General features: G+C 70.8%; 21 protein-coding genes. 13 read left to right on the top strand and 8 right to left on the bottom strand.

The window, feature by feature from the left end; translation table 11 throughout:
* The first annotated feature begins 163 nt into the window (after positions 1-163).
* The gene (locus tag AMIS_RS40270; protein WP_014441383.1) at positions 164-1804 is read left to right on the top strand and encodes an alpha/beta hydrolase; all 1641 of its coding nucleotides are present in this window, start codon (positions 164-166) and stop codon (positions 1802-1804) included.
* Between the two features lie 4 nt (positions 1805-1808).
* Here AMIS_RS40270 and AMIS_RS06380 read toward each other — a convergent pair whose 3' ends face one another.
* The 3 genes from AMIS_RS06380 to AMIS_RS06370 are packed head-to-tail and all read right to left on the bottom strand — an operon-like array spanning position 1809 to position 5587.
* Complete coding sequence (locus AMIS_RS06380; RefSeq protein WP_041829583.1) at positions 1809-3302, bottom strand: M1 family metallopeptidase; 1494 nt, start codon at positions 3300-3302, stop codon at positions 1809-1811.
* A gap of 57 nt (positions 3303-3359) precedes the next feature.
* A complete protein-coding gene (glpK, locus tag AMIS_RS06375; protein WP_014441381.1) occupies positions 3360-4820 on the bottom strand; it encodes a glycerol kinase GlpK in 1461 nt (486 codons plus the stop codon).
* 8 nt (positions 4821-4828) lie between these two features.
* Entirely contained in the window at positions 4829-5587 is a 759-nt protein-coding gene (locus AMIS_RS06370; RefSeq protein ID WP_041830565.1) for an IclR family transcriptional regulator, read from the bottom strand.
* Positions 5588-5673: 86 nt separating this feature from the next.
* Between AMIS_RS06370 and glpK (AMIS_RS06365) the strand changes: the two genes are divergently transcribed.
* The 10 genes from glpK (AMIS_RS06365) (at position 5674) to AMIS_RS06320 (ending at position 14510) form a co-directional block, all read left to right on the top strand.
* Positions 5674-7131: a glycerol kinase GlpK gene (gene glpK, locus AMIS_RS06365; RefSeq protein ID WP_014441379.1), complete on the top strand. Its 1458-nt coding sequence runs from the start codon at positions 5674-5676 to the stop codon at positions 7129-7131.
* A gap of 111 nt (positions 7132-7242) precedes the next feature.
* Positions 7243-8964 (top strand): glycerol-3-phosphate dehydrogenase/oxidase, encoded by a 1722-nt coding sequence (locus AMIS_RS06360; RefSeq protein WP_014441378.1) that lies wholly within the window; start codon positions 7243-7245, stop codon positions 8962-8964.
* Between the two features lie 447 nt (positions 8965-9411).
* Positions 9412-10305 (top strand): hypothetical protein, encoded by an 894-nt coding sequence (locus AMIS_RS43605; protein WP_014441377.1) that lies wholly within the window; start codon positions 9412-9414, stop codon positions 10303-10305.
* 1 nt (position 10306) lies between these two features.
* Positions 10307-10696 (top strand): YbaB/EbfC family nucleoid-associated protein, encoded by a 390-nt coding sequence (locus AMIS_RS43275; protein WP_014441376.1) that lies wholly within the window; start codon positions 10307-10309, stop codon positions 10694-10696.
* Positions 10693-10995 (top strand): type VII secretion target, encoded by a 303-nt coding sequence (locus AMIS_RS41495; protein WP_014441375.1) that lies wholly within the window; start codon positions 10693-10695, stop codon positions 10993-10995. The genes AMIS_RS43275 and AMIS_RS41495 overlap by 4 nt, the downstream gene beginning before the upstream one ends.
* Complete coding sequence (locus tag AMIS_RS40260; RefSeq protein WP_014441374.1) at positions 10992-12092, top strand: hypothetical protein; 1101 nt, start codon at positions 10992-10994, stop codon at positions 12090-12092. The genes AMIS_RS41495 and AMIS_RS40260 overlap by 4 nt, the downstream gene beginning before the upstream one ends.
* Positions 12089-12376: a hypothetical protein gene (locus AMIS_RS06335; RefSeq protein ID WP_014441373.1), complete on the top strand. Its 288-nt coding sequence runs from the start codon at positions 12089-12091 to the stop codon at positions 12374-12376. The genes AMIS_RS40260 and AMIS_RS06335 overlap by 4 nt, the downstream gene beginning before the upstream one ends.
* Before the next feature lie 110 nt (positions 12377-12486).
* On the top strand, positions 12487-13743 hold the full coding sequence (locus AMIS_RS06330; protein WP_014441372.1) for a WXG100 family type VII secretion target: 1257 nt from the start codon (positions 12487-12489) through the stop codon (positions 13741-13743).
* A gap of 26 nt (positions 13744-13769) precedes the next feature.
* Positions 13770-14078: a hypothetical protein gene (locus tag AMIS_RS06325; RefSeq protein WP_014441371.1), complete on the top strand. Its 309-nt coding sequence runs from the start codon at positions 13770-13772 to the stop codon at positions 14076-14078.
* Between the two features lie 111 nt (positions 14079-14189).
* Entirely contained in the window at positions 14190-14510 is a 321-nt protein-coding gene (locus AMIS_RS06320; RefSeq protein WP_157434746.1) for a hypothetical protein, read from the top strand.
* Between the two features lie 5 nt (positions 14511-14515).
* Here the strand turns inward: AMIS_RS06320 and AMIS_RS06315 are convergent, their stop codons facing one another.
* Positions 14516-15301: a hypothetical protein gene (locus AMIS_RS06315; protein WP_231859247.1), complete on the bottom strand. Its 786-nt coding sequence runs from the start codon at positions 15299-15301 to the stop codon at positions 14516-14518.
* Here AMIS_RS06315 and AMIS_RS43935 point away from each other — a divergent pair.
* Complete coding sequence (locus AMIS_RS43935; protein ID WP_231859246.1) at positions 15291-15668, top strand: hypothetical protein; 378 nt, start codon at positions 15291-15293, stop codon at positions 15666-15668. The genes AMIS_RS06315 and AMIS_RS43935 overlap by 11 nt on opposite strands.
* Before the next feature lie 116 nt (positions 15669-15784).
* Here the strand turns inward: AMIS_RS43935 and AMIS_RS06310 are convergent, their stop codons facing one another.
* Genes AMIS_RS06310 through AMIS_RS06295 form a run of 4 tightly spaced genes read right to left on the bottom strand, consistent with a single transcriptional unit; the run spans position 15785 to position 22508 of the window.
* Positions 15785-17770, bottom strand: coding sequence for a prolyl oligopeptidase family serine peptidase (locus AMIS_RS06310; protein WP_014441368.1), 1986 nt, complete (start codon positions 17768-17770; stop codon positions 15785-15787).
* 45 nt (positions 17771-17815) lie between these two features.
* Positions 17816-20953, bottom strand: coding sequence for a helicase HerA domain-containing protein (locus AMIS_RS06305; RefSeq protein WP_014441367.1), 3138 nt, complete (start codon positions 20951-20953; stop codon positions 17816-17818).
* Complete coding sequence (locus AMIS_RS06300; protein ID WP_014441366.1) at positions 20953-21600, bottom strand: hypothetical protein; 648 nt, start codon at positions 21598-21600, stop codon at positions 20953-20955. The genes AMIS_RS06305 and AMIS_RS06300 overlap by 1 nt, the downstream gene beginning before the upstream one ends.
* A 2-nt stretch (positions 21601-21602) precedes the next feature.
* Entirely contained in the window at positions 21603-22508 is a 906-nt protein-coding gene (locus AMIS_RS06295; RefSeq protein ID WP_014441365.1) for an endonuclease domain-containing protein, read from the bottom strand.
* 273 nt (positions 22509-22781) lie between these two features.
* On the opposite strand from AMIS_RS06295, the gene AMIS_RS06290 reads away from it, so the two are divergent.
* Positions 22782-23840, top strand: a complete 1059-nt coding sequence (locus AMIS_RS06290) for a DUF2293 domain-containing protein (RefSeq protein WP_014441364.1) — start codon at positions 22782-22784, stop codon at positions 23838-23840.
* Positions 23841-23909 lie beyond the last annotated feature (69 nt).

The raw sequence follows: 23909 nt of genomic DNA, 5'->3' as shown, positions 1-23909 counted from the left end.
ATTGACATCGATCTCGAATGTTGCGAGTGTGCGTCCACCACGTTTCGTGTGTGTTTTTGTGCACAAGGCTTCTGGGAGAGGCTCGATGTCACCAACAACTCACCGTCCTTCCCGTCGTTCGGTCACCGCTCTGCTGAGCGCCCTCGTCCTTTCGCTGGCATGTGTGAACGTTCCCACATCGGCTACGGCCGGGTCACGACCCGGCCCGAAACCCACCGACACGTCCTGCGCCACCACCGGTTCCGTCGACTTCGGGGTGGATCTCGCCGGCAGCGGATGGAAGTTCACCACCGGCGACGACACCGCCTGGTCCGACCCGTCCTTCGCGGACACCACCTGGCGCGACTGGAGCGTCCCGGACAACTGGGGTGACCACGCCGACCTCTCCGGTTACGACGGCTACGCCTGGTACCGCAAGAGCTTCACGCTGCCGGCCCGCCCCGCCGGCGTCACCGACTCCACGATCATCGCGGCGCTCGGCAAGATCGACGACGCGGACCAGGTCTTCCTCAACGGCACCGAGATCGGGCACACCGGCGGCTTCCCGCCGTCGTTCGACTCGACATGGGAGGTTCCGCGGGAGTACTACCCGGCCGACGGGCTGCTCCGGTGGGGCGCCACCAACGTGCTCGCCGTGCGGATCTACGACGGCACCGGGGGCGGCGGCTTCTACCAGGGACCGGTCGGCCTCTTCTCCAAGGCACGGCTGCGGGCACTCGCCGGCGTCACCGGGACCGCTGCCACCCGTACCCAATTGGCGCAGGCCTGTGCCGTGCTGAGCCGGCAGCATCGCGCCGTGGCCGCCGGGGATGTCCGCGGCTATGCCGCAACGCTGGCCTCGGGTTTCTTCCACCAGGGTGACACCGCGGAGCGCCGGATCACCGAGCTGCGCGCGCTGCTGAAGAAGGGCAAGGTCACGCTGACCGACAGCCAGGCGGAGGTGTTCGTCGACGCGCAGGGTCGCCTCGTGGTGGACACCATCCGCACCTGGACCGGTCTGCCCACCACCCGGGAGCTGCTCTATCTCGACCCGCGCAAGCTCGTGGAGATCGGTGATCACGCCCGGTTCTTCCGGGACGACTACGACTCGGCCGCGATGAAGCGGCGGGCGCAGTTCAACGTCTACCTGCCGAAGGGCTACACCCGGACGACGGCGAAGCGGTTCCCGGTGGTCTACATGCTCAACGGCTTCAACGGCAGCAACATCGAGTGGGAGGCACGGGACATCGACACCGTGCTCGACAAGCTGGGTGTGAACGCGATCGTGGTCTTCCCGGACGGCGACAGCGGCTGGTACGTCGACACCTCCGCCGGCAACTTCCGCTCGATGATCGTCAACGAGATCGTGCCGATGGTGGACCGGGTCTACCGGACCATCCCGGACCGCGACCACCGGGGCATCAGCGGTGTGTCGATGGGCGGGCAGGGCGCGTTCACGCTCGGCCTGAAAAATCCGGACGTGTTCAGCTCGATCGCCAGCCACATGGGCGCGCTCAGCCTCGCGCCGCTGGTCGGCACCACCGAGGAACGCGCCGCGAACGCCGGCCTCCGGCCGCTCACCCTGGTCGCCGGGATGTCCGCCGCCGAGCTGAACCGGCACCGGTTCTACTTCGACGGCGGTGACTCCGACGAGTACCGGTTCGGCGCGGCCGCCCAGCAGATGAGCACCGCGCTCGCCGCGAAGGGCGTCAAGCACGACTATCAGCTCGGAGCTGGGCGGCACGACGACGCGTACTGGATGCCGAAGCTGGACCGGTCCTTCGCACTGCACGCCGAACAGTTCGCCGCGCACCCGGTCCGCTAGGACCCTAGTGGTGCAGCAGGTCGTGGGCCGCGCTGATCGCGGCCCACGACTTCGGCGCCTGAGGCGCCGACCGCAGCGCGAGCGTCTGTGCGACCACCGGCTTCGACGGTGTGAAGAGCCACGCCTCGAAGAGCGCGTCCAGGTCCTCCCCGGAGATCTTCTCGGCGAGGGCGATGAACTCCTCGGTGGTGGCGTTGCCGTACTTCTGCGTCGCCGCCCAGGTCCGCACGATCTCGAAGAAGTCCTCGTCGCCGACGGCGAGGCGCAGCTGGTGCAGGGTCATGGCGCCCCGGTCGTAGACGGCGTCACCGAACAACTGCTCCACGCCCGGCTCGGCCGGGGCGGTGGTCCAGATGTCCGCGTCGTCGGGGTACGTCGCGTACAGGTAGTCGAAGATCTCCTGCGCGGTGCCCTCGTCGTTCTTCTCCGACCAGAGCCACTCGGCGTAACTGGCGAAGCCCTCGTTAAGCCAGATGTGCTTCCACTCGGCCACCGAGACCGAGTCACCGAACCACTGGTGGGCGTTCTCGTGAGCGACCACGTAGGTGTTGGCGCCGCGCCGGAAGAACGCGGACGAGTAGTTCGGCCGGGTCTGGGTCTCCAGCGCGAAACCGAGCGTGTCCGGCGGCGTGACCACGCCGCCGAGTGCCTCGAACGGGTACGGGCCGAACACCGTGCTCTCCCAGTCCACGATCTCCGCGGTCCGCTCCACACTGGCCTCCGCCGCGAACCGGAACTCCTCGCTGAGCAGCTGCGAATACGCGTTGTAGACCGGCAGCCCGTTCTCGGTGGTGTCCGTGGTGACGTCGTACTGGCCGACCGCGAGGAACGTCAGGTAGGTGGCCTGCGGCTTCAGCGACCGCCAGCTCCACCGGGTGTACCCGAGCGTCTCGCGGACCGGCGGCCGCGGCTGGATGCCGTTGCTGATCGCCTCGACGCCGTCCGGCACCGACACCGAGACGTCGAAGGTGGCCTTGTCCGACGGGTGGTCGTTGCTCGGGTACCACCACCAGGCGATCTCCGGCTCACCGACGGCGAGGGCGCCGTCCGGGGTACGGATCCACGCGGTGTACCCGGCGCCGACCTCGGTGGAGGGCACGCCCGCGTACTGCACGACGATGGTGAGCGCGCCGCCGGCCGCGACCGGGCGGGCCGGGGTGACGACGAGTTCGTGCTCGCCCTCCCGGGTGAACGTGGCAGGACGGTTGTTGACCCGTACCGACGAGACGTCCAGCAGGAAGTCGAGGTTGAGCCGGCTCAGGTCCTGGGTGGCCTTCGCCAGGATCGTGGTGGTGCCGGTGAGCCGGTCGGTGGCCGGCGTGTAGCGCAGCCGGATGTCGTAGTGGGAGACGTCGTACCCGCTGTTGCCGTAGTCCGGGTAGTACTCGTCGCCCACTCCGGGGCCACCGGGGGTGGGTGCGGCCTTAGGATGTGCCATTGCCGGGGTGCCGACGAGGATGAGGGCGGCGGCGAGTGCTGCGGTGAGCAGTCTGCGCACGGTGGAACTTCCTTCCCGTCCGGTAAGAAAAGTCACCGCCAACATATCGAAGAATGTTTATCGGCTGAACAACACCGCGCACTCCACCGCGCGACGCCAGTTCGCGTACTCCGCGGCGCGTTTCTCCAGGTCCATGGCCGGCACCCAGCGACCGGCGGGATGCCGATTGGCTCGCAGATCCCGCAGGTCGGACCAGTATCCGACAGCCAGACCGGCCGCGTAGGCGGCGCCGAGCGACACCGTCTCGGCCACCATCGGCCGGACCACCGGCACCTGCAGCACGTCCGCGACGAACTGCATCAGCAGGTTGTCCGCGGTCATGCCGCCGTCGACGCTGAGCGAGGTCAGCGTCAGGCCGGCGTCGGCGTTCATCGCGTCGACCACGTCCCGGGTCTGCCAGCCGGTCGCCTCCAGGACCGCCCGGGCCAGGTGACCCTTGGTGATGTAGGAGGTCAGCCCGACGATCACCCCGCGGGCCTCGCTGCGCCAGTACGGCGCGAACAGGCCGGAGAAGGCCGGCACGATGTAGCAGCCGCCGTTGTCGTCGACGGTCGCGGCCAGGGTCTCGATCTCCGACGCGGTGCCGATCAGGTCGAGCCCGTCGCGCACCCACTGGACCAGCGAACCGGCCGTGCCGATCGAGCCCTCCAGGGCGAAGACCGGCGGTTCGTCGCCGATCCGGTAGCCGACCGTGGTGATCAGCCCGTGGCGGGAGCGGACCGGGGTCGTCCCGGTGTTCATCAGCAGGAAGCCGCCGGTGCCGTAGGTGCACTTGGCCTCGCCGGGGGCGAAACAGGTCTGCCCGAAGAGCGCGGCCTGCTGGTCACCGATGGCGGCGGCGATGGGCGTACCCTCGAAATGCCCGTAGATCTCCGCTGACGAGCGGATTTCCGGCAGCATCGCGCGCGGAATCGCGAACCGGTCCAGGAGTTCGCCGTCCCACTCCAACGATTCAAGATCCATCAACATGGTACGGCTGGCGTTCGTCACGTCGGTCAGATGCGACCCGCCGGTCAGGTTCCAGATCAGCCAGCTGTCCATGGTCCCGAACAGCACCTCACCCCGTGCCGCCCGCGCGCCGAGATCGTGCTCCGCCAGCAACCATTGGATCTTGGCGGCGGAGAAGTAGGTGGCCGGTGGCAACCCGGTGCGCTCCCGCACGAACCCGGCGTCGAGGCGGGCGACCAACTCCTCCGTGCGGGTGTCCTGCCAGGAGATCGCCGGCGCCACCGGCTGCCCGGTCGCCCGGTCCCAGAGCACCACCGTCTCGCGCTGGTTGGCGATCCCGATCGCGGCGACCTGGTCCAGCCCGATCCCGGCCTCGCGCAGCGCCTTGCGGATCAGCCGCTGCACGTCCCGCCAGATCCGGGCCGCGTCGTGCTCCACCCAGCCCGGTCGCGGGTAGGACTGCGGATGCTCGCCGCGCACCACCGAGACCACTGTCGCCCGGCGGTCGAACAGGATGCAGCGCGTCGAGGTGGTCCCCTGGTCGATCGCGAGCACGTACCTGTCGCTCATCGAGAGGCTCACGATCCGGCCGCCAGATCGCGGGAGATGGACCGGGCGCTCGCGCACACGTGCTCGACGAGCGCCGGCCGGGCCTGCCGCCGGGTGTCGCAGAGGACCTCGACCGGTCCGGAGATGCCGATCGCGCCGACCACCAGGCCACCGATCGTGCGCAGCGGCGCCGCGATCGCGGCCTCCCCGGCCTGCCGTTCCTCGACCACGAAACCCCACCCCCGCACCCGGGCCTCACCCAATTGCCGGGCCAGATCCTGGCGCTGGGTCACGGTCCTCCGTGTGTACGCGTCCAAGCCGTCCCGAGCCAGCCCGGCAGCCGCCGTCGGATGGTAGGCGAGCAGCGTCTTGCCGAGAGCCGTGGCGTGCGCCGGGAGTGTCCGGCCGATGCCCATCGACTGGGCCGAGTCGTCCGGCCGGAACACGTGGTGCACGACGAGCACCCGGCGGTCCCGCAGCACGCCGATGCGCACCTCCTGGCCGCTGCGCGCGGCGAGCGTGTCCGCCCAGTCCAGCGCGCGGGCCCGCAGCTCGTTGACGTCGAATCCGGCCGTCCGCAGCTCCAGCACGCCCCGGCCCAGCCGGTACCGCGTGGTGCGCGGATCCTGCTCGACGAAGCCGACGTGCTCCAGCGTGCGCAGGATGCTGTGCGCGGTGGACTTGGGCAGGTCGAGCGCCTCGGCCACCTCACCGACCCGCAGCCGGTCGGCGGCGAGCAGCCGCAGCACGGCGGAGGACCGCTCGATGGACTGGATCAGGCCCGGCACGTGCGACATTGTCGCACGCGCGGCGTTGCCCCGGGGTGCTGCGCTCCCTAACGTCGCACCTCTCCGCAGGCGATCAGGGAGGTTCTGTGGCGCACTTCGTCGGCGCGATCGATCAAGGCACCACCAGCACACGCTTCATGATTTTCGACCGGGCCGGCCGGGAGATCGCCCGGCACCAGATCGAGCACCGGCAGATCCTGCCGGCCGCCGGCTGGGTCGAGCACGACGCGACGGAGATCTGGGAGAACACGCTGAAGACGATCAGCGTGGCGCTCGCCGAGGCCGGGCTCACGTCGGGTGACCTGGCCGCGATCGGGATCACGAACCAGCGGGAGAGCGTGGTCGCCTGGGACCGGACGACCGGGAAGCCCTGTCACAACGTGATCGTGTGGCAGGACACCCGTACCGATGCCCTGGTCTCCCGCCTCGACGCGGCGTTCGTCCGGGACCGCACCGGCCTTCCGCCGGCCACCTACTTCTCCGCCACGAAGATCCAATGGCTGCTGGAGAACGTGGACGGGCTGCGGGCCCGCGCCGAGGCCGGCGACGTGCTGTTCGGGACCATCGACAGCTGGCTGATCTGGAACCTCACCGGCGGTCAGCACCTCACCGACGTGACGAACGCCAGCCGCACCATGCTGATGGATCTCGAATCGCTCCAGTGGGATCAGCAGCTGCTCGACCTCTTCGGGATCACCCGCGCGATGCTCCCGGAGATCCGGCCGTCCGCCGAGATCTACGGACACTTCGAGGGGGTGCCGATCGCCGCCGCGATCGGTGACCAGCAGGCCGCGCTCTTCGGGCAGACCTGTTTCGCCCCCGGCGAGGCCAAGTGCACCTACGGCACCGGCGGCTTCCTGCTGATGAACACCGGCAGCACACCGGTCCGCTCCAGCCACGGACTGATCACCACGGTCGGCTACCAGTTCGGCTCGACCGTCACCTACGCGCTGGAGGGGTCGATCGCGGTGGCCGGCGCCGCCATCCAGTGGCTGCGCGACCAGCTCGGCGTGCTCGACTCGGCCGCGGCGAGCGAAACCCTCGCCGCCGAGGTGGAGGACAGCGCCGGCATCTGCTTCGTCCCGGCGTTCTCCGGGCTGTTCGCACCGTACTGGCGGCCGGACGCCCGGGCCGCGATCGTCGGGCTGTCCCGTTACCACACCGCCGCGCACATCACCCGGGCCGCGCTCGAGGCGATCTGCTACCAGACCCGCGACGTGGTCGAGGCGATGGCGCAGGACTCCGGCACCACCCTGGACTGCCTGCAGGTCGACGGCGGCGTGACCGGCAACGCGCTCTGCATGCAGCTGCAGGCCGACATCCTCGGCGTGCCGGTGAGCCGGCCCGCCGTCGCCGAGACGACCGCGCTGGGCGCCGCGTACGCGGCCGGGCTCCAGGTCGGCTTCTGGCACTCCGTCGACGACCTGCGCGCCAACTGGCACGAGGACCGGCGCTGGCAGCCGACCTGGTCGCTCGAGCGACGCGAAGAAGGCATCACCCGCTGGAAGGCGGCCATCGACCGCACCCTCGGCTGGGTCGGCTGACCCAGCCCGCACCTCGGCTGGGTCGGCCGGCCCGCCCGCACCTCGGCTGGGTCACGCGACCCGCCCGCACCCTCCGCCGGGTCGCGTGACCCGCTAGGAAAGAGGACCGAAATGAACACCGGAGTGATCTCGACGCAGGCGCGTGCCGCGGCGCTGGCCGCCCTCTCCGCCACCTCGGCTTCCGACGAACTCGACGTGCTGGTGATCGGCGCCGGTGTGGTCGGCGCGGGCGCGGCCCTGGACGCCGCCACCCGCGGGCTCTCCGTCGGCCTGCTCGAGGCCCGTGACTTCGCGAGCGGCACCTCCAGCCGGTCCAGCAAGCTGATCCACGGCGGTCTGCGCTACCTGGAGATGCTCGACTTCTCGCTGGTCCGCGAGGCGCTGCGGGAACGCGGCCTGCTGATCGGAAAACTCGCGCCGCACCTGGTCCGCCCGGTGCCGTTCCTCTACCCGCTGCAGCACCGGGCCTGGGAGCGGCTCTACATCGGCGCCGGCATCGCGCTCTACGACACGCTCGCGCTCTCCGGCGGCAACACCGGCCTCCCCCGCCACCGTCACCTGTCCCGCGTCGAAGCCCTCAAGGCGTTCCCGTCGCTGCGCCCCGAGACCCTGATCGGCGCGATCCGCTACTACGACGCCCAGGTCGACGACGCGCGGCACACCATGTTCCTGGCCCGCACCGCGGCCGCCTACGGCGCGCACGTGGCCTCCCGCACCGAGGTGATCGGCTTCCTCCGCGAGGGGCGGCGCGTGGTCGGCGTCCGGGCCCGCGACCTGGAGAGCGGCGCCGAACTGGAGATCCGCGCCCGCACCGTGATCAACGCGACCGGGGTGTGGACCGGCGACAGCCAGGCCATGCTCTCCGGCGAACGCGGCCAATTCAAGATCACCGCGAGCAAGGGCATCCACCTGGTGGTGCCGCGCGACCGGATCTCCGCCCGGTCCGGCATGATCCTGCGTACGGCGACGAGCGTCCTGTTCGTGATCCCGTGGGACAGGCACTGGGTCATCGGCACCACCGACACCCCGTGGAACCTGGACAAGGCCGAGCCCGCGGCGTCCGGCCGGGACGTCGACTATCTGCTCGCCGAGGTCAACAAGGCGCTCGTCACCCCGCTCACCCGCGACGACGTGCAGGGCGTCTACGCCGGGCTGCGGCCGCTGCTCTCCGCCGAGGCGTCCAGCACCGCGAAGCTGTCCCGCGAGCACGCCGTCGGCAACCCGGTGCCCGGCCTGGTCATCGTCGCCGGGGGCAAGTACACGACGTACCGGGTGATGGCGAAGGACGCGGTGGACGCCGCCGTCGCCGAACTCAGCACCCGGGTGCCGGCCTCCTGCACCGACCAGGTCCCGCTGCTCGGCGCCGACGGCTTCCGCGCCGCCTGGAACCGCCGGGCCCAGCTGGCCCGCCGCGCCGGAGTCCACGTGAACCGCATCGAGCACCTGCTCCGCCGGTACGGCACCCTGATCGACGAGGTGCTCACCCTGATCGACGAGGACCCGGCGCTCGGCAAGCCGCTCGACGGCGCACCGGACTACCTCGCCGCCGAGGTCGTCTACGCGGCCACCCACGAGGGCGCCCGGCACCTGGAGGACGTGCTGTCCCGCCGTACCCGGATCTCCATCGAAACCACCGACCGCGGCGTCGCCGCGGCCCGGACCACCGCGAAGCTGATCGCCGGACCGCTCGGCTGGACCGAGGAGCAGGTGGAGCGGGAGGTAGCCCACTACGAGGCGGTGGTGATGGCCGAACTGTCCGCCCAGGAACAGCCCGACGACGAGAGCGCCGACGCGGCCCGCCGAACCGCTCCCCTCGCAGCAACACTCGCCTGACCCCGGTCACCCGCCGGGCCCGGACCAGGCCCGGCGGGCTTCTCAAATACCTCCGACGCACCGACGGGGTTCAATACGTTGCGGTTCTGAACTGACCATGTGGCAGCGCGGTTTCTCCAGGCAGGGATGCACCTTCGCCGGAAAGAGGCCGCGATGTACGACCAGCAGTGGCAGCCGTATACGCCCGTTGATTCCGCTTCTCCGCCCCTGTCGCAGACGCGGGCCTTTCCGCGGGTTCAGGATCCGGGCCCCTCGCGGACTCAGCCTCCGGGGTTTTCGCAGCCTCAGCCCTCGGCTCCGGGATTTGCGCAGGCGCCGCCCGGGTGGCCCTATCCGGCACCGGAATCGCCCGGTTTCGGGTGGGGCGGTCAACCTGCCGCCGGGAGTGCGCTCGCTGTCACGCTGCGGTACTCGCCGCTCGCCCTCCTGCTGGGGCTTTTCACGCCGGTGCTCGCGGTCGACGGGCAGCCGGTGCGAGCCGGATGGAAGCGGCCGATCGTGGTGCCGCTCGCGGCCGGCCGGCACCACGTGCACGTCCATGTGCCGTACCTTCTGCCCCGCCGGATCGGCAAAGCCGACCTCGACGTCATGGTGCTGCCGGGGCAGACCACCCCGCTGGAGTACCGGGCGCCGACGATCGCCTACCTGCGCGGGGCGCTCGGTGCGCCGCCGCAGAAGTACCCCGGAACGGCCGCCACGATCGTCCTGCTGATCTTCATGGTGCTGCTGGCGTTCTGCGCGGTCGGCAACGCGATCGTCGCCGCCTCCGCCGAGACCCGGTCGGTTCCCAGCTGGACACCCACGCCGGTACGGACCGTCCCCACCCTGCCGCCGCTGTCCGGCTCCTCGGGTGGGTCGCGGCCGGAACTACGGGACGGCGTCACCGCCCAGACGGTCGCCGGTCCCGTTTTCAGCGCTTCCGAGAAGACCGCGACGATGCGGTTCCCGGGATGGCCGTTCGCCTTCCGGACCCCGGCGACCTGGGGCTGCCTCGGCGCCAAGGTGGACCTCGCGGACGCCAAGGCCTACATCTGCGTCGACGAGACGAACCCGAGCAGCGACAAGCGGGTCGGCGTGCTGCTGCGCTCCTGTGCCCCGCCCTGCGACGCGACGGCGACCGCCCGGTTGACCACGGAGTGGTTCAGCGCCGAGCCGGAACGCGTCGACGCCACCACGAATCTCCTGGAAGGGGCCGAGGACGGCGGGTACCAGATGGAGATGGACCACTTCTTCGGCGGTCCGCCCCTGAAGTGGCAGGTCGGGGTGACCGCGACGGCGCCGGCGAAGTCCCGTGCCGAGGTTCAGAAGATCGCCAACGACATCCTCACCCAGACGTCGTGACATGTCCTTTCTTGATGATCCTCTCCCTGATGCGGATCTCTGGGTCGACGACTGGCAGGCCGGGCTCGAGGAACGGCTCGCCCGCACCCGTGCGCTGGCCGGGAGACTGCACGCGCTCACCGGAACCGGGACGGCCGGCGGTGACCTGGTCGTCGTCGCCGTCGACAGCTCCGGTTCGCTGACCGGCCTTCAGCTGTCCGAGGAGGTGCGGCGGCATTCCGCGCGGTGGATCGCCGAGCAGGTGCTGGCCGCGTCCGAGGCGGCGCGGGTCGATCTGGCGCGGCAGGCCGCCGAGGTGGCTGGGCAGGGCGGCGACGACGAGACAGCCGAGGGCCGGGTTCTGCTGGCCGCCTTCACCGACCGTCTCGGCGGACCAGGGGACGCGCGGTGAGGGCGGCACCCGAGGAGCTCCGGCGGCACGCCTCGTGCCTCGACGCGGCGGCCGAAACCCTGGAGCGTGTCCGTATTGCCGGAGATGACACCGGGATGACGCCGGGCGCCTACGGTCATCTCTGCGCCATGGTGCCTGCTCTCCTCGACCAGGCACGAGTGCCACTGGTCGCGGCGATCGAGGCAGCGGCCCGGGCGGTCGGCAACAGCGCCGACGCGGTACGACGGACCGCCGGCGAGTACCAGCTCACCGACGACACGGCCGCCGGCGACATGCGGCACGACGGTGCGTCGCGATGACGTCCGCGGTCGCCGGGATCGGCATCGCGGAGGACATCGAACTGATCGCCGGCAGTGTCCGCAACGGCAGCTGGATCGACGGCACCCTCGGCGTGACCGGCGCCGGGCTGGAGGCGCTCGCCTACGTCGCCGACCCGGTCGGCATGCTGCTCCAATCCGGGGCTGCCTGGCTGCTCGAACACGTGCGCCCGCTCAGCGCGGCTCTCGATCAGCTGGCGGGTGACCCCGTACCCATCGAAGGGAACGCACGGACCTGGCGCGAAGCGGCCGAAGGCCTGCGTGAGCAGGCCGCGGAGATCGGGTGGTCGGTTCGTCACGACCTGTCCGAATGGGAGGGCGCGGCGGCCGAGGCCTACCGCGCGCGTTCCGGCGGCGAGCAGCACGCCACGGTCGCGCTGGCCGCGGCGGCGGAGACGATGGCCGCCCTGATCGAGGGCGCCGGCACGCTGGTCGCCGCGGTCCGCCTTCTGGTACGCGACGCGATCGCGTTCCTGGTGTCGAGGCTGGTGACGTATGCGGCGGAGGCGGCGTTCTCCCTCGGGCTCGCGACGCCGCTGGTTGTGGGGCAGGTGACCGCGGCGATCAGCGCGTGGGGTGCCCGGATCGCCGGTTTCCTGCGGGGGTTGCTGCACAGTCTGCGCAATCTGGTCCCGCTGACCCGCGCCCTCACCGACCACATCGGCCGGGCAGCCGCGGTCTTCAACCCCGCCCGAGCAGGCGAGACCCTCAACCGGGTACGCAGGATCGGCGACGGCCCACCCCAGCCCTTCAAGATGCGCTCGGTACGCCAGATCGCCGCGAGATACGGCATAGACATCTCCGACCTGCGGATCGAGCTCGGCAGACCGACATTCCGCGGCGCGTGTGGTCAGACGCTGCCGAACGGCACCATCAAGCTCTACATGCAAGGCTTCCGCAGCGAGGAGGACCTGGCGCGGACCCTCGTCCACGAGAGGTTCCACCGCAACGAACTCGCCGCCGGCAGACCATATCCTCGCGACGACGCCGAATTCGACGCCTTCGAGGACAGGGCATACGCACACGAGGACGAATGGTGGGAGAATCAGCCGATCCGACCCGAGCCGAGAGCCCGATGATGGCCACCTTCGATCAATGGCTGGACGCCTACAGCGACGCCTACGACATGATTCCGGGCCCCATCGACGCCGCCTGTCCCAACTGTGGGCAACAGTGTCTCCGGCTGGTCTTCACCAGCGTGCCCGGCCGCGACGTCGGGTATGCCCATTTCTGGTGCGACAACTGTCTTCAGGGCATCGGGGTGTCTCGCACACTCGTTCCTGAGCATGCGCTCGTCCAGGACGGTCGCCTGCCACGGGACGAACGCGAGCCGAAGATCCCGAACTTCCGGATCGCGAGCTGACGTCCTCGACGGGAAACGACCGGCTCGGCCGGCGACGTACTACCACTGAACCCGCGCCCCCGTGACGGGGTTTCTCCGAGAGGGACAGTCTCCGGAGAAGAGGGCGCACCATGAGCGTCAACCCGCTCGTCGTGGAGAGCCAGGGCTCGACGACCTGGCACACCGGGCTGGGCCTGGTCGGGGACGTCGCGGACATCGCCGAGGGGATTCGCAACAACAGCTGGGTGGACCCCGTCCTCGGCGGCGTCGGCGCCGGCCTGGACCTGCTCACCCTCGCGATCGACCCGCTCGGCGGGCTGATGGCCTGGGGCGTCTCCTGGCTGATGGAACACGTCCGGCCCCTCAGGGAGGCCCTCGACCACCTCGCCGGCAACGCCGACCAGGTCGCCGCGCACGCCGCCACCTGGTCGAATGTCAGCGCGTTCACCAGCGGGGCCGGCCAGGACTACGCCGGTCACGTCACGACCGACATATCCGGCTGGTCCGGCGCGGCCGCCGACGCCTACCGCGATCACGCCCGCCGGCACCTGGAGAGCCTGGACGGCCTCGCCACCGCCACCCGCGGCATCGCCTACGCCGTGGAGGGCGCCGGCCTGCTCGTCGCCCTGGTCCGCGGCATCGTCCGCGACCTCATCGCCGAGTTCGTCGCCACCCTCGCCGTCCGCCTGCCGCAGTGGCTCGCCGTGGAGGGCCTCACCCTGGGCATCGCCAGCCCCGCCGTGGCGAGCCAGGTGTCCGCGCTGGTCCTCAAGTGGTCCCACCGCATCCAGCACTTCATCCGAGGCCTGCTGACCAGCCTCCGCCATCTCAGTGCCAAGCTGTCGGATCTGGTCGATGCCTTTGGCGGGCTCAGACAGAACGGCCAGGAAATCACTCGGACGGAGCCCTTTAAAACATCTGCGGGACGACCGTCGCAGACCGGCGGGGAGGTGCGCCCGCCCGGGGGTAACGCCGACTTCGAGACCCGGTGGGCGGAGGTGACCTACGACGCGATTCGAGCCAACGACGACGACGTTCCCGCCATCATCCAAACTGCCCGTGCACATGGGTTCACACCAGACGACATTATTGCCATCAAGAACCATCTTTTCCGGGAGCAACACCTGCTCGACTCTTACGACGAAGGCGAAATGGCCTTGTTCGACGCGAATCCGCGTATTGCAGAGGCTTGGCAACGGCTCGCGGGCGGGCACCCACATCCCGCTGACATCGATCTGCTGCAGCATGAACGGTACGAAGCCGCGTTCATGTCCAGCAGTGGAGACCCGAGCTACCGGAGAGCACACGCTGCCACGCTTGAGGCCGGGTTCACGTGGGATCCTGAAGCCGCAGCCGCCGACGGCTTCGGCTATCAACGCAGGGACTGACGCGACGAAATCGCCAGGAGGTTGAAGTGCCCGCATCAATCGGTATCTGGGCAGAGCAGACGCTGCCGAGCGGTGTCTTGTACCGGTGGGAGGCCGACCATGGAAGCGGCGGATCCGGCTTCGTGCGGTTCGAGCCGGATTCTCAGCGATTCCGCCCCGCTGATCGGGCAGGCAACGTCCTCGGGGACCTCACCGTCGACGGCGTCAGCGGAGATACGACAGGCTCGGCCGATGGTGTCGACCGGACCGTCTTCACCCAGGTCTCCGTGTCGATCCTGCGTAGATACACCCGCTCCGGCGAACCACCGAAGACTGCGCACGCCCACTATTACTGACCGCAACGCCAAGCTGACGGTCCAAGCAGTACCGATAGAGAGCCCATGACCTTTGCCGTTCCGCCCGGGATGCCCGTTCCGCCTCGGATGCCGGAACCGCCGGTCGGTGAGATGAGCAATGCCGCACTCGCCGATCTCGTTCGCGTCGGTGGGCCCTTTCGCGGCAAGGCCGTCTACGAGCTGGGCGACCGCGCCGCCACCGAGGGCGACGCGGCGACGACTCTGGGTGAGCTGACCCGCCTGCCGCTGGTCCGCGAGGATCGGATCCATCGCGTGTCGCTGGCGTGGGCCGCGATTGTGGCTCTGCTCGCCGCGGAGACGCCGCATGCGCGGCAGGTGGCGTATCGCGCGTTCGCCGCGCTTCCCGAGCCGGACCAGCAGGGTCTGCTCGACCACCTGCGGTGCCGGCGGATCGAGGACGCGCACCCGTGAAGCGGTTACTTGCGGAGGGTTGAGCCGCTCACGACGGGCTCTCCGGCCCCCATGAAGAAGATGCCCGGGAAACCGCTCGTCTCGAAGACCGCGCTCGGGTTCTTGCGCAGCGTCGAATTGCGCACGGTCATCGTGCCGGTGCGGTTGTTGCTGACGAAGAAGACGGCGCCGCCGCCCTCGGCCGCCGTGTTCTTCTCGATCACCGTGCCGTCGAGGGTCAGCTTGATGGCGTCGCCGTCCATGTAGATGGCGCCGCCGCTGCCGCCTCCGGGGGTGCCCTCCCGCGCCGGGTTCGCGCCCTTTCCGACCGCCTTGTTGCCGGAGAAGTAGCTGTTCAGCACGATCCAGGAGACCCCGATGCTGCTCAGCGCGGAACCGTTCGAGCACCGGCCGCCGGTGAACGTGCTGCCGACGACGTAGACCGGCTGGTCACCGCCCTGGTCGAAGACGCGCAGCGCCGCGCCGCCGAGGTCCGGGCCGGTCCGGGCGCAGCGGTTGGCGGTGAACCGCGAGTTGACGACCTTGACGTGCCCGCCGCGCACGTAGACCGCGCCGCCGCCCTCGTCGTCCGAGCTGTTTCCCTTGGTGAACGCCATGTTCTGGATCGTCAGGCGGGGCGCGTCGATGTCGTTGCAGGGGCCGTTGACCGATCCTTGCGCGTCGTCGCAGGTGTTCATGTAGAGGATGCGGCGTTCTCCGGCCCCGCTGAGCGTCACCTTGCCGCCGCCGTCGAGGACCACCTTCGCGCTGGAGTTGCGAACCTTCGCCGTCGCGCTCATCGTGATCGTCACCGGCGCGGGTCCACAGTCGAACGTGATGACGCCGCCGGCCGCGACCGCTTTCACCACCGCGGCGGAGGTGCAGCTCTCCGGGGTGCCGTCTCCCACCGTACGCGTGGGATCGCTGGTGTCGGCCGCCCTGGCCGCCGCCGGAACGGAGGCGCGCCCCTTCGGATTGCCGGGTTTCGGAAGTTTCGAGCCCGAAGCCGAAGGCGAGGCCGACGCGGAGGCCGAGCTGGAGGCCGAGGTGGAGGCGGACGGTGACGCCGACGGCGAGGCTGACGCCGGCTCAGACGGCGACGCCGGCGGCGAGGAGACGGAAGACCCCTGCGAGGGTACGGGCAGACCGGTCACCCGCCCCGCCGAGCCACCGCTCTGACACGCGCTCAGCAGACCGACACTGATCAGTGCCGCGACGACCCCTCGAATCCGCACCGCCCGATGGTACGGACGTCACCGACCTGCGCAAAGGCCGCCGCCACGCTTGTCCCGGTTTCATCCCCGCTGGTGGAGCTTGCGCCAGAGGAACTCCAGGCACAGCGCCTCACGGGTGGCGGCCTGCTCGTTGTCCGCGGCCGCGCCGTGCCCGCCCTCCACGTTCTCGTAGAGCCACGCCTCGTGCCCGTTCTCGCGCAGCAGCGCGAGCATCTTCCGCGCGTGCCCGGGATGCACCCGGTCGTCGCGGGTCGAGGTGAGGAACAGGACCGGAGGGTACGGCCGATCGGGCCGGACGTTCTGATAGGGCGAATACCCCCGCAGGAACTCCCAGTCGCCGGGGACGTCCGGGTCCCCGTACTCGGCGATCCAGGATTTGCCGGCCAGCAGTTTCGTGTAGCGGCGCATGTCGAGCAGCGGCACCGCCGCGACCACCGCGCCGAACAGCTCCGGATAGCGGGTCAGCATGACGCCCATCAGCAGCCCGCCGTTGCTGCCGCCGGTGATGCCGAGTTGCGCGGGCGTGGTGATGCCGCGGTCCACCAGGTCGCGGGCGACGGCCGCGAAGTCCTCGTAGGCCTTGGTCCGGTTCTCCCGCAGCGCGGCCTGATGCCAGGCCGGCCCGTATTCGCCGCCGCCCCGGATGTTGGCGAGGATGTAGGCGCCGCCGCGGGCCAGCCAGCCCCGACCGCGCACCCCGCCGTAGTCCGGGGTCCTGGAGATCTCGAAACCGCCGTACCCGGTGAGCAGCGCCGGCCCGCAGCCGTCGCCGCCGACCACGAAGTACGGCACTCTCGTCCCGTCCGCCGAGACCGCGAAGTGCTGCCGGACCGCCAGGCCGTCCGTGTCGAAGAAGGCCGGCTCCCGCTTGAGGACGGTGCTCGCCCCGAGCCGCAGCGACGCCGGTTGCAGGAACCCTTCGGAGGCGATCAGGTACGCGTCCGAGCTCTCCGGCTCGGTGTCCACGATCCAGGTGTTGTCGAACTCGCCGGCCGCGTCGAGCGGCTCCCGCGTCCACGACGGCGAGCCCGGCGTCAGGATCTCGATCCGCGTCTTCACGTCGGCCAGCGTGGCGAGCAGCAGGTGGTGGCGCGTCCACGCGTAGGAGCTCAGCGACGTCCGGTCGTCCGGCTGGAACAGCACGGTGAGGTCGCGCCCGCCCGCCAGGAAGTCGTCGAAGTCCGTGACGATCAGCGCGCCGGCCGGGAACTCCCGCCACGGCGTCCGGAGGCGGATCAGCATCCACTCCCGGTGCACGTCGAAGTCGGCGTCCTCGGGGATCTCGATCCGGACCAGTTCCCCGTCCGGTCGCCGCAGGTGGTACCGGGTGCGGAAGAACTCGACGCGCTGGACCACGAAGTCGCGCTCGAAACCGGGCGCCGGGTCATGTGACGCGCTGATCAGGACGTCGTCGTGCTGTCCCTCGAAGACCGTCTCCGCCTCGGACAGCGGGGTGCCGCGTCGCCACCGCTTGACGATCCGTGCGTACCCGGACGAGGTCAGCGAGCCGTCACCGAAGTCGGTCGCCACGAAGATGTGGTCGGCGTCGATCCAGCCGACGTCGGATTTCGCCTCCGGCAGCGCGAACCCGTCCTTGACGAAGGCCCGGGCGACCAGGTCGAACTCGCGCACCACCACGGCGTCCGAACCACCCCGGGCCAGCGAGATCAGGCACCTGTCGTACCCCGGGCGCAGCACGGTGGCGCCGCCCCACGTCCAGTTCGTGCCCTCGGCCGCGTTCAGCGCGTCGAGGTCCAGCAACACGTCCCAGTCCGGCTCGTCGCACCGGAACTCCTCGGGCGTGGTCCGCCGCCACAGCCCCCGCGGATGGTCGGCGTCCCGCCAGAAGTCGTAGTAGAACCCGTCCCCGCCCCAAGCTGGGAACGAGATCCGCTCCTTGCTGTCCAGCACCTCCCGGACGGCATCCCGCAGCCGCGCGAACTCCGCGTCGGCCAGCGACGCGAGCGTCTCCGCGTTCCGCTCCGAGACCCACCGGAGAGCATCCGGAGAATCAAGATCTTCAAGCCACAGGTACGGGTCGATCACCGCTCGACGATGCCACCTTCCGGGGCCGTTGCCAAGGATCCGGCCTCATGGCCGCGCGACTCGCAGGACCTCCTCGACGGTCATCGGGCTGCGCGGGTGATGGGTCAGGGACAGCGGCGTCCGGATCTTCGCGGGCGCCGCCCCCTCTGCCGCCAGATAGAACTCGCCCACGGTCAGTCGGGAGACGTCCGGGACGTCACCGCCCTTGGCCTTCGCCATCTCCCGGGCCGCCTCGATCTGGATGGGGCTGTTCAGCAGGCCGTAGAGCTGGGTCGCCGCGTTGCCCGGGATCCTGTTGTGCAGGCCTTTCGGCGCCTGGGTCGCGAAGATCAGCCCGAGGCCGTACTTGCGGGCCTGCGCCGCCAGCGCCAGGGTGCTCTGGGTGCAGGCCGTCATGGCGCCGGACGGCGCGAAGGTCTGCGCCTCATCCATGATCAGCAGGCCCAGGAGCGGCCGGTCGCCCGCGGGGTTCTTCTTGATCCAGGCGAACAGGGCCATCTGGAGCTGGTTGACGAAGCTCTGGCGCGCGTCGTCCGAGGGCAGCCCGATCAGGCTGACGACCGAGACCCGGGCGCGCTTCCCGGGCGCCGGCGTGAGCAGCGTGCCCGGGTCCATCGGCGTGCCCTCGCCGCCGAACAGCGGATCGTTGACCATGGCGGCGGTGAGCGTCTGCGCCAGACCGAGCGCGATCTTGTCGGCGCCGTCCAGGTCGATGATGCCGTCCGGCAGGTCGGACAGGGTGTCGATCAGTCCTTTGAGCCCGGTGCCGCCGCGACGGCCGTAGTGCTCGACCGCCTTGCGCAGCACCGCGAGCCCCAGATGCGCCTTGGCGGCACGCCCGGACACCATCGCCCGGGGCGCGAGCGAGGCGACGGCCGCCTCGACCGCCTCGGCGAACTCGTCCGGATCGTCCAGCACGCCACGGAAGTCCGGGAGCGGCTGGAAACTGAGCGGGCGGCCGGCCACCCGCCGCGGCGTCCAGACGACGACGTCCGTGGAGGCCAGGTACTCGGCCGATTTGGCCGCGTCACCACCGCGCCACTGCGCCGGCGGTTCCGGCCAGCCCTGGCCGAGCCGCGCCAGGTCGTTGTTCGGATCGAGGACGATGCTGGAGACGCCCTGCAGGGCGCATTCCTCGACGATCCGGCGGATCAGCACGGTCTTGCCGGAGCCGGAGCCCGCGAAGATCGTCGCGTGTTTGCGGAGTGATTCCAGCGGGAGCGCCGCCGGTCGGCCGGAGTCGTAGCCGTACCCGATGGTGAAGGTTCCCTCGGATGAGGTGACCACCGGAGCCGGTGCCGGCGTCGGCGTCGGCTCCGATGCCGGTGCGGCAGGCCCGTTCCCGGCGGCGTCGGACAGGGCCTCCTGGATCAGCCGCACGCCGGTCGTCGGCTGCCGGTCGGCGAGCCACGCCTGCAGGTCGATGCTCTCCTCGGACAGCATCACGCGCAGTGCGGACAGCACCCGCAGATCCTCGCCGTCCAGCTCGAGAACCCGGCCGCCGGCCGCCTCGAACGCGTCCACGGCCTTGCGTGTCGCCGCCCCGGACCAGCCGCCGCTGCGGAGCAGGAACAGCTTGCGCTTGGTGATCTGCTGATCGAGACCGGCCGCCATGGCCGCCTTGCGGATGCGGGAGAGCGCGGCGTTGCCGTGATGCTCGTGGCTGATCGCCCGGAAACACCAGTGGACCTGGTCCTCGGTGTTCTCGTCGAGGGTCAGCCGGAGCCGGGCGTGCAGTGGCGGATTCGTGCTCGGCGGCGGGTCGACCGAGAACGCCTCGCCGGCGTCGCCGCGCTCCAGGATCCACGCGGTGAGCCCGGCGGCGAGCAGGTCCGGCACGAGGGCGTCCTCACCGGACTTCGCCAGCGGTCCGGCGACGTCCGCAGCCCGTTTCAGCTCCGCGAAGCGGGCGTCGAACCGGTCCAGCTCGTCGACGGCGACGGCCGGTGCGATCGGGCGCGGCGCGTGCGGCTCGGTGGACGGCGGCGCGCCGAGCCGCTCCAGTTCCAGGACCACGTCCTCGGCGATGCACCGGCGGATGTGCGTGTCGATCTCGATGAGCAGCTGGCGGGGTGTGTAGTCGCCGGCGGAGGCGAAGGCCTGCGGCAGGACCGGCCACGACGGGTACGGCGGAGTGAACCCGATGTCCGCGTACCGCACGGTGAAACGCTTCTCGATGATGGCCCGGCCCAGGTCGTCGTCCTTGATGACCTCCAGGGTGGGCGCCAGGCGGAACCGGTCACCGACCGTGTCGGTGGCCATGGCGCGGATCGTCGCCCAGGAATCCGGGATGCAGGCGACGACCGTGAACGTCCGCCGCGTCACCTGCCGCAGGCTCATCAGTCCCTCGGCGATCTGGCTGAGCAGATAGGCCTGCTCCGGGCTGATCCGGACGGCCTTCTGCAGGTCGGCGCCCGCCGCGATCGAGCTCTGCGCGATGAGCGTGTCGATCTGGTCGATGGCGATCACCGACGGGCCGGTCAGGGCGAGCAGCCAGGACAGGTCCTGCACGATCAGTTGCGGTCGCCGCGGCGCCCGGCGCATGCCCCACGCCGCGCGTTCGCCCGGCTCGGACTCCTCACCGGAGAGGAAGTAGTTCTCCGCCAGGTCACGATGGCTGAGATCCTCGGAAGCGCTGAGGGCCAGCGCGCGAGCGGTGTCCTGACTCGCGCGGGCGACCTGCCGGTCGAACTCGCCGAGCCCTTCGATGAACGCGTCCAGGGACGCCTTGGTGAGCTCGGTCTCCCCCATGACGGCCCGCCGTGCCGTACGCGGCGCGCCCACCATCGCGGACAGCCGGCGCAGCAGCATCACCAGCTGGGTCTGCCGGCTGCCGGGCACCGGGCGGGACAGGCCGTCCAGCATGGCGGCCAGCACGCTGTCCCAGAATCCCGCGCCGTCGAGGAGCCCGGCGAGGAAGAAGTAACCGCCCTGCTCCTGCACCTGCTGGCGGACCCAGCCGAGCAGGTGCGTCTTGCCGGAGCCGCGCTGCCCCTGGATCACCAGGCCGATCGGGCTGCCGCCGTCGCTGGTCCGGGCGTCGGCCACCCCGTCGAGCACGTCACGGATCACCGCCGGGTGCAGGCCGTCGACGTGGAACGGCATCGGCCGCCAGACGTCGTCCGGGACCGGCGCCCAGTTGAATCGCAGCGCGGCGAGCGCGGCGCGTTCCTGCTCCTCCATCACACACCGATCGACAGCACGTGCTTGTCCTGCCCGCCGATGTGCAGGGCGGCGGCGTGGTCCGTGTCGGTGAGAACCTTCTGGTTCGACTGCGGCGCGAGCGTGACGCCGGGTTCCCGGCTCACCCGGCGCAGCGCCTCGTCCAGGTCGGCGCGCGGGACGTCGCCGAAGAACCGCCGCAGCCGGGTGAGGCTGACCCAGCCACCGGGCTCGTCGGTGAGCGCGTCGTACGCGTTCACGATCCGGGTCCGCAGCACCTGGCCCTGCTCCGGCGCCGATGCCGAGCCCCGCACGTCGGTGAGGGCGAACAGCTCGGCGAAGGACGTGCACCCGCTGCGGTCCAGCACGCGACTGCGCAGCCCGTTGAGCAGGGCGGTCAGTGCCGCGGCCTGGGCGGTGGCGCCGTTCGACCGGAAGTTGAGCTGCTCCTGGACGTGCACCCAGCCCTTGTCGCCGAGCTCCAGCGCGAAGGTGCGCCCGTTCTTCCGGCTGACCGCGTACCCCTTGCGGCCCAGCTTGTCGCGGGCCGGTTTGCGCACGTCGAGGCCGTACGTCTCGCGCAGCTCGGTGTTGAGGACCTCGCGTGCCTCCGCCATGAGAACGATCAGAATGGCGTTCTCCGAGGGCGTGAGTTCGTCGCCAGCCATGGTCAGCTTCCTTCCGCTGTGTCGCGCCGCCGGCCCCGAATATAGGTGCCGATCTGATGCACCACGGCGCCCACGTCGTGGACGACACGTGCATTGGTGAATCGGAGGACGGCGTAGCCGTCGAGTTGCAACTGAACGTCGCGCTGCCGGTCGGCCTCGAAACGCACCGGATGGCAGTGCTCCGGTCCGTCCAGCTCCACCACGCACCGTTCGCGCGGCCAGCAGAGATCCAGCCGGATCGGGGCGCTGAGCGCGGTCGGCTGATAAGTCTGGTTCCACCGGCGGCCGGCGGCCCAGCTCTCGGCGGCGAGCGCGGCCTCCAGAGCCGCCTCCACCGCGCTGGCCGGGTGCGGCCTGCCGACGACGACCGCTTCCGGCCCGCCGGCCCGGACAACCGGCGGCGGCCCGGGCTCATCGGCCCAACTGTCCACAGTCACCACGGGGACCCGCTCCACGTCGACCGGCACGTCGCTGACCAGCCAGATCCCCGCGCGGGCGTGACGGGCGAGCCAGTCACCGCCGGCCACCGCCGCATCGCGTTCCAGCGGTGTGAGGCCCGGGGCGGGCGACACGAGCAGCACGCAGCGTTCCCGGCCGAAGCTCTCGGCGATCAGGCGGGCGAGCTGCCCGGCGCGGGCCCGGGCCGGAAGCCGGCTCTCGGTCCGCTGCCCGGTGAGCGCGAGCAGGGCCAGGTCCCGCAGCAACGGCCGGCTGTAGTGCGCACGGGCCGCCCGGCCCTCGGCGATGATCCGGACGGCGGCCACCCCGCCGAGATCGGTCCGGTGGATGTCGGCCGCCTCGGGCAGCCAGGCCGGAAGCAGCTCGGCGGCGACGCGTTCCATGTCGTCCAGCACCGCGGCGACGAACCCGGCGGGGGTCGTCGCTCCGGAGCCCGCGCCGGTCACCACCGCCGCCAGGTCGGCGCTGTGCTCGGCGAGGGCACGGGCGACCCGCCCGGCGTCCGCACCGCGGACCTGGACGACACGATCGGCGGGGATGCCCGCCAGCTGCGCTCTCAGTCGATCACCCGCAGGTCGTGGACGAGTTCGGAGAGCCTATCGGTGGCAGATCTCCGCCGGTAGTCCCGGCACGCCATCGGGTACGGCGGGAAGCTCCCCGATCACCGCGGTGAACCCGCTCGCCCACGAACCGCGCCGCCCTCGACCGATACCCTTTCCGCCATGCAGGCCGTCTCGAAGCTCGAACGCCGGGTGATCGCCGCCGCTGAGCAAGCCCTGTCCCATGGGCGTCAGGTGAGCCCGATCGACGTGCTGACCGGGCTCGGATGGGTGTCCCACCGGCAGGTGGAGGCATGGCAGCAGGGCCGCGTGCCGGACCTGGAGTCGGTGACCGCCGTGCCGGCCGACCGGCTCACCGACGCGCTCGAGGTGTTCCAGCGCTGGGTGGCCGGCCGTGGGCTGAGTCCCAGCGAGGCCGGTTACCTGTCCGCCACCCGCGACCGGCGGCAGCTGCGTTTCACCGCCACCGGCCGGCCCGAGCAGGAGCTGGCGTTCCGCACCCACTGGATGCCCGCCGACCTGCCGGAACGCCAGCGCGAGCGACTCACCGCCAAGCAGGGCAAGGCCCCCGACCTGGTGGTGGTGCAGCCGCTGAAGGACTTCACCTGCGCCGGCTGCGGCCAGACCGGCGCCGACATGCTGACGATGGAGGACGCCGGGCCGTTCTGCCTCACCTGCGCCGACCTCGACCACCTGGTCTTCCTGCCGGCCGGCAACGTGGCGCTGACCCGCCGCGCCAAGAAGCACAGCCGGCTCTCCGCGGTGGTGGTGCGCTTCAGCCGCTCGCGCCGGCGTCACGAACGGCAGGGTCTGCTCGTCGAGCAGGCCGCCGTGGAGCAGGCCGAGCAGGAATGCCTGTCCGATGAGGACGCCCGGGCCCGCCGCCGCGACCGCGACCGGGAGCGCCGCGAGGTCGCCGACGAGTCGTTCCAGCAGGAACTGGCCGAGGAGATCGGCCGCCTCTTCCCCGCCTGCCCGCCGGCACGTGCCGCCGCGATCAGCCGGCACACCGGCGCCCGGGGCAGTGGCCGGGTCGGTCGCAGCGCGGCGGGCCGGGCCCTGGACCCGGAGGCGGTGACCCGCGCGGTGGTGGCGTCGATCCGGCACGAGGACACCGACTATGACGAATTGCTGATGTCGGGGGTGCCCCGCGAGGAGGCCCGGGACCGCATCCGCACCGCCATCGACCAGGTGCTGGACCGCTGGCGCCACCCACGGTAGCCGCCCGATCGCGCTACAGCGGTTGCACGGAACGGGTCGTCACGTCGTACTCTCAGGCGCTTCCTCGTA

This window comes from Actinoplanes missouriensis 431 (assembly GCF_000284295.1).
GTDB lineage: Bacteria > Actinomycetota > Actinomycetes > Mycobacteriales > Micromonosporaceae > Actinoplanes > Actinoplanes missouriensis.
The sequence above is the reverse complement of the archived record's forward strand: the minus strand, read 5'-3'. Positions and strand labels throughout refer to the sequence as shown.

Coding starts and splice junctions, on each gene's coding strand:
- AMIS_RS06360 (WP_014441378.1), top strand. CDS start 7,243: ATGAACACCGGAGTGATCTCGACGCAGGCGCGTGCCGCGGCGCTGGCC.
- AMIS_RS06320 (WP_157434746.1), top strand. CDS start 14,190: ATGAGCAATGCCGCACTCGCCGATCTCGTTCGCGTCGGTGGGCCCTTT.
- AMIS_RS06330 (WP_014441372.1), top strand. CDS start 12,487: ATGAGCGTCAACCCGCTCGTCGTGGAGAGCCAGGGCTCGACGACCTGG.
- AMIS_RS06305 (WP_014441367.1), bottom strand. CDS start 20,953: ATGGAGGAGCAGGAACGCGCCGCGCTCGCCGCGCTGCGATTCAACTGG.
- AMIS_RS40260 (WP_014441374.1), top strand. CDS start 10,992: ATGACGTCCGCGGTCGCCGGGATCGGCATCGCGGAGGACATCGAACTG.
- AMIS_RS06290 (WP_014441364.1), top strand. CDS start 22,782: ATGCAGGCCGTCTCGAAGCTCGAACGCCGGGTGATCGCCGCCGCTGAG.
- AMIS_RS06300 (WP_014441366.1), bottom strand. CDS start 21,600: ATGGCTGGCGACGAACTCACGCCCTCGGAGAACGCCATTCTGATCGTT.
- AMIS_RS43275 (WP_014441376.1), top strand. CDS start 10,307: ATGTCCTTTCTTGATGATCCTCTCCCTGATGCGGATCTCTGGGTCGAC.
- AMIS_RS06335 (WP_014441373.1), top strand. CDS start 12,089: ATGATGGCCACCTTCGATCAATGGCTGGACGCCTACAGCGACGCCTAC.
- glpK (WP_014441381.1), bottom strand. CDS start 4,820: ATGAGCGACAGGTACGTGCTCGCGATCGACCAGGGGACCACCTCGACG.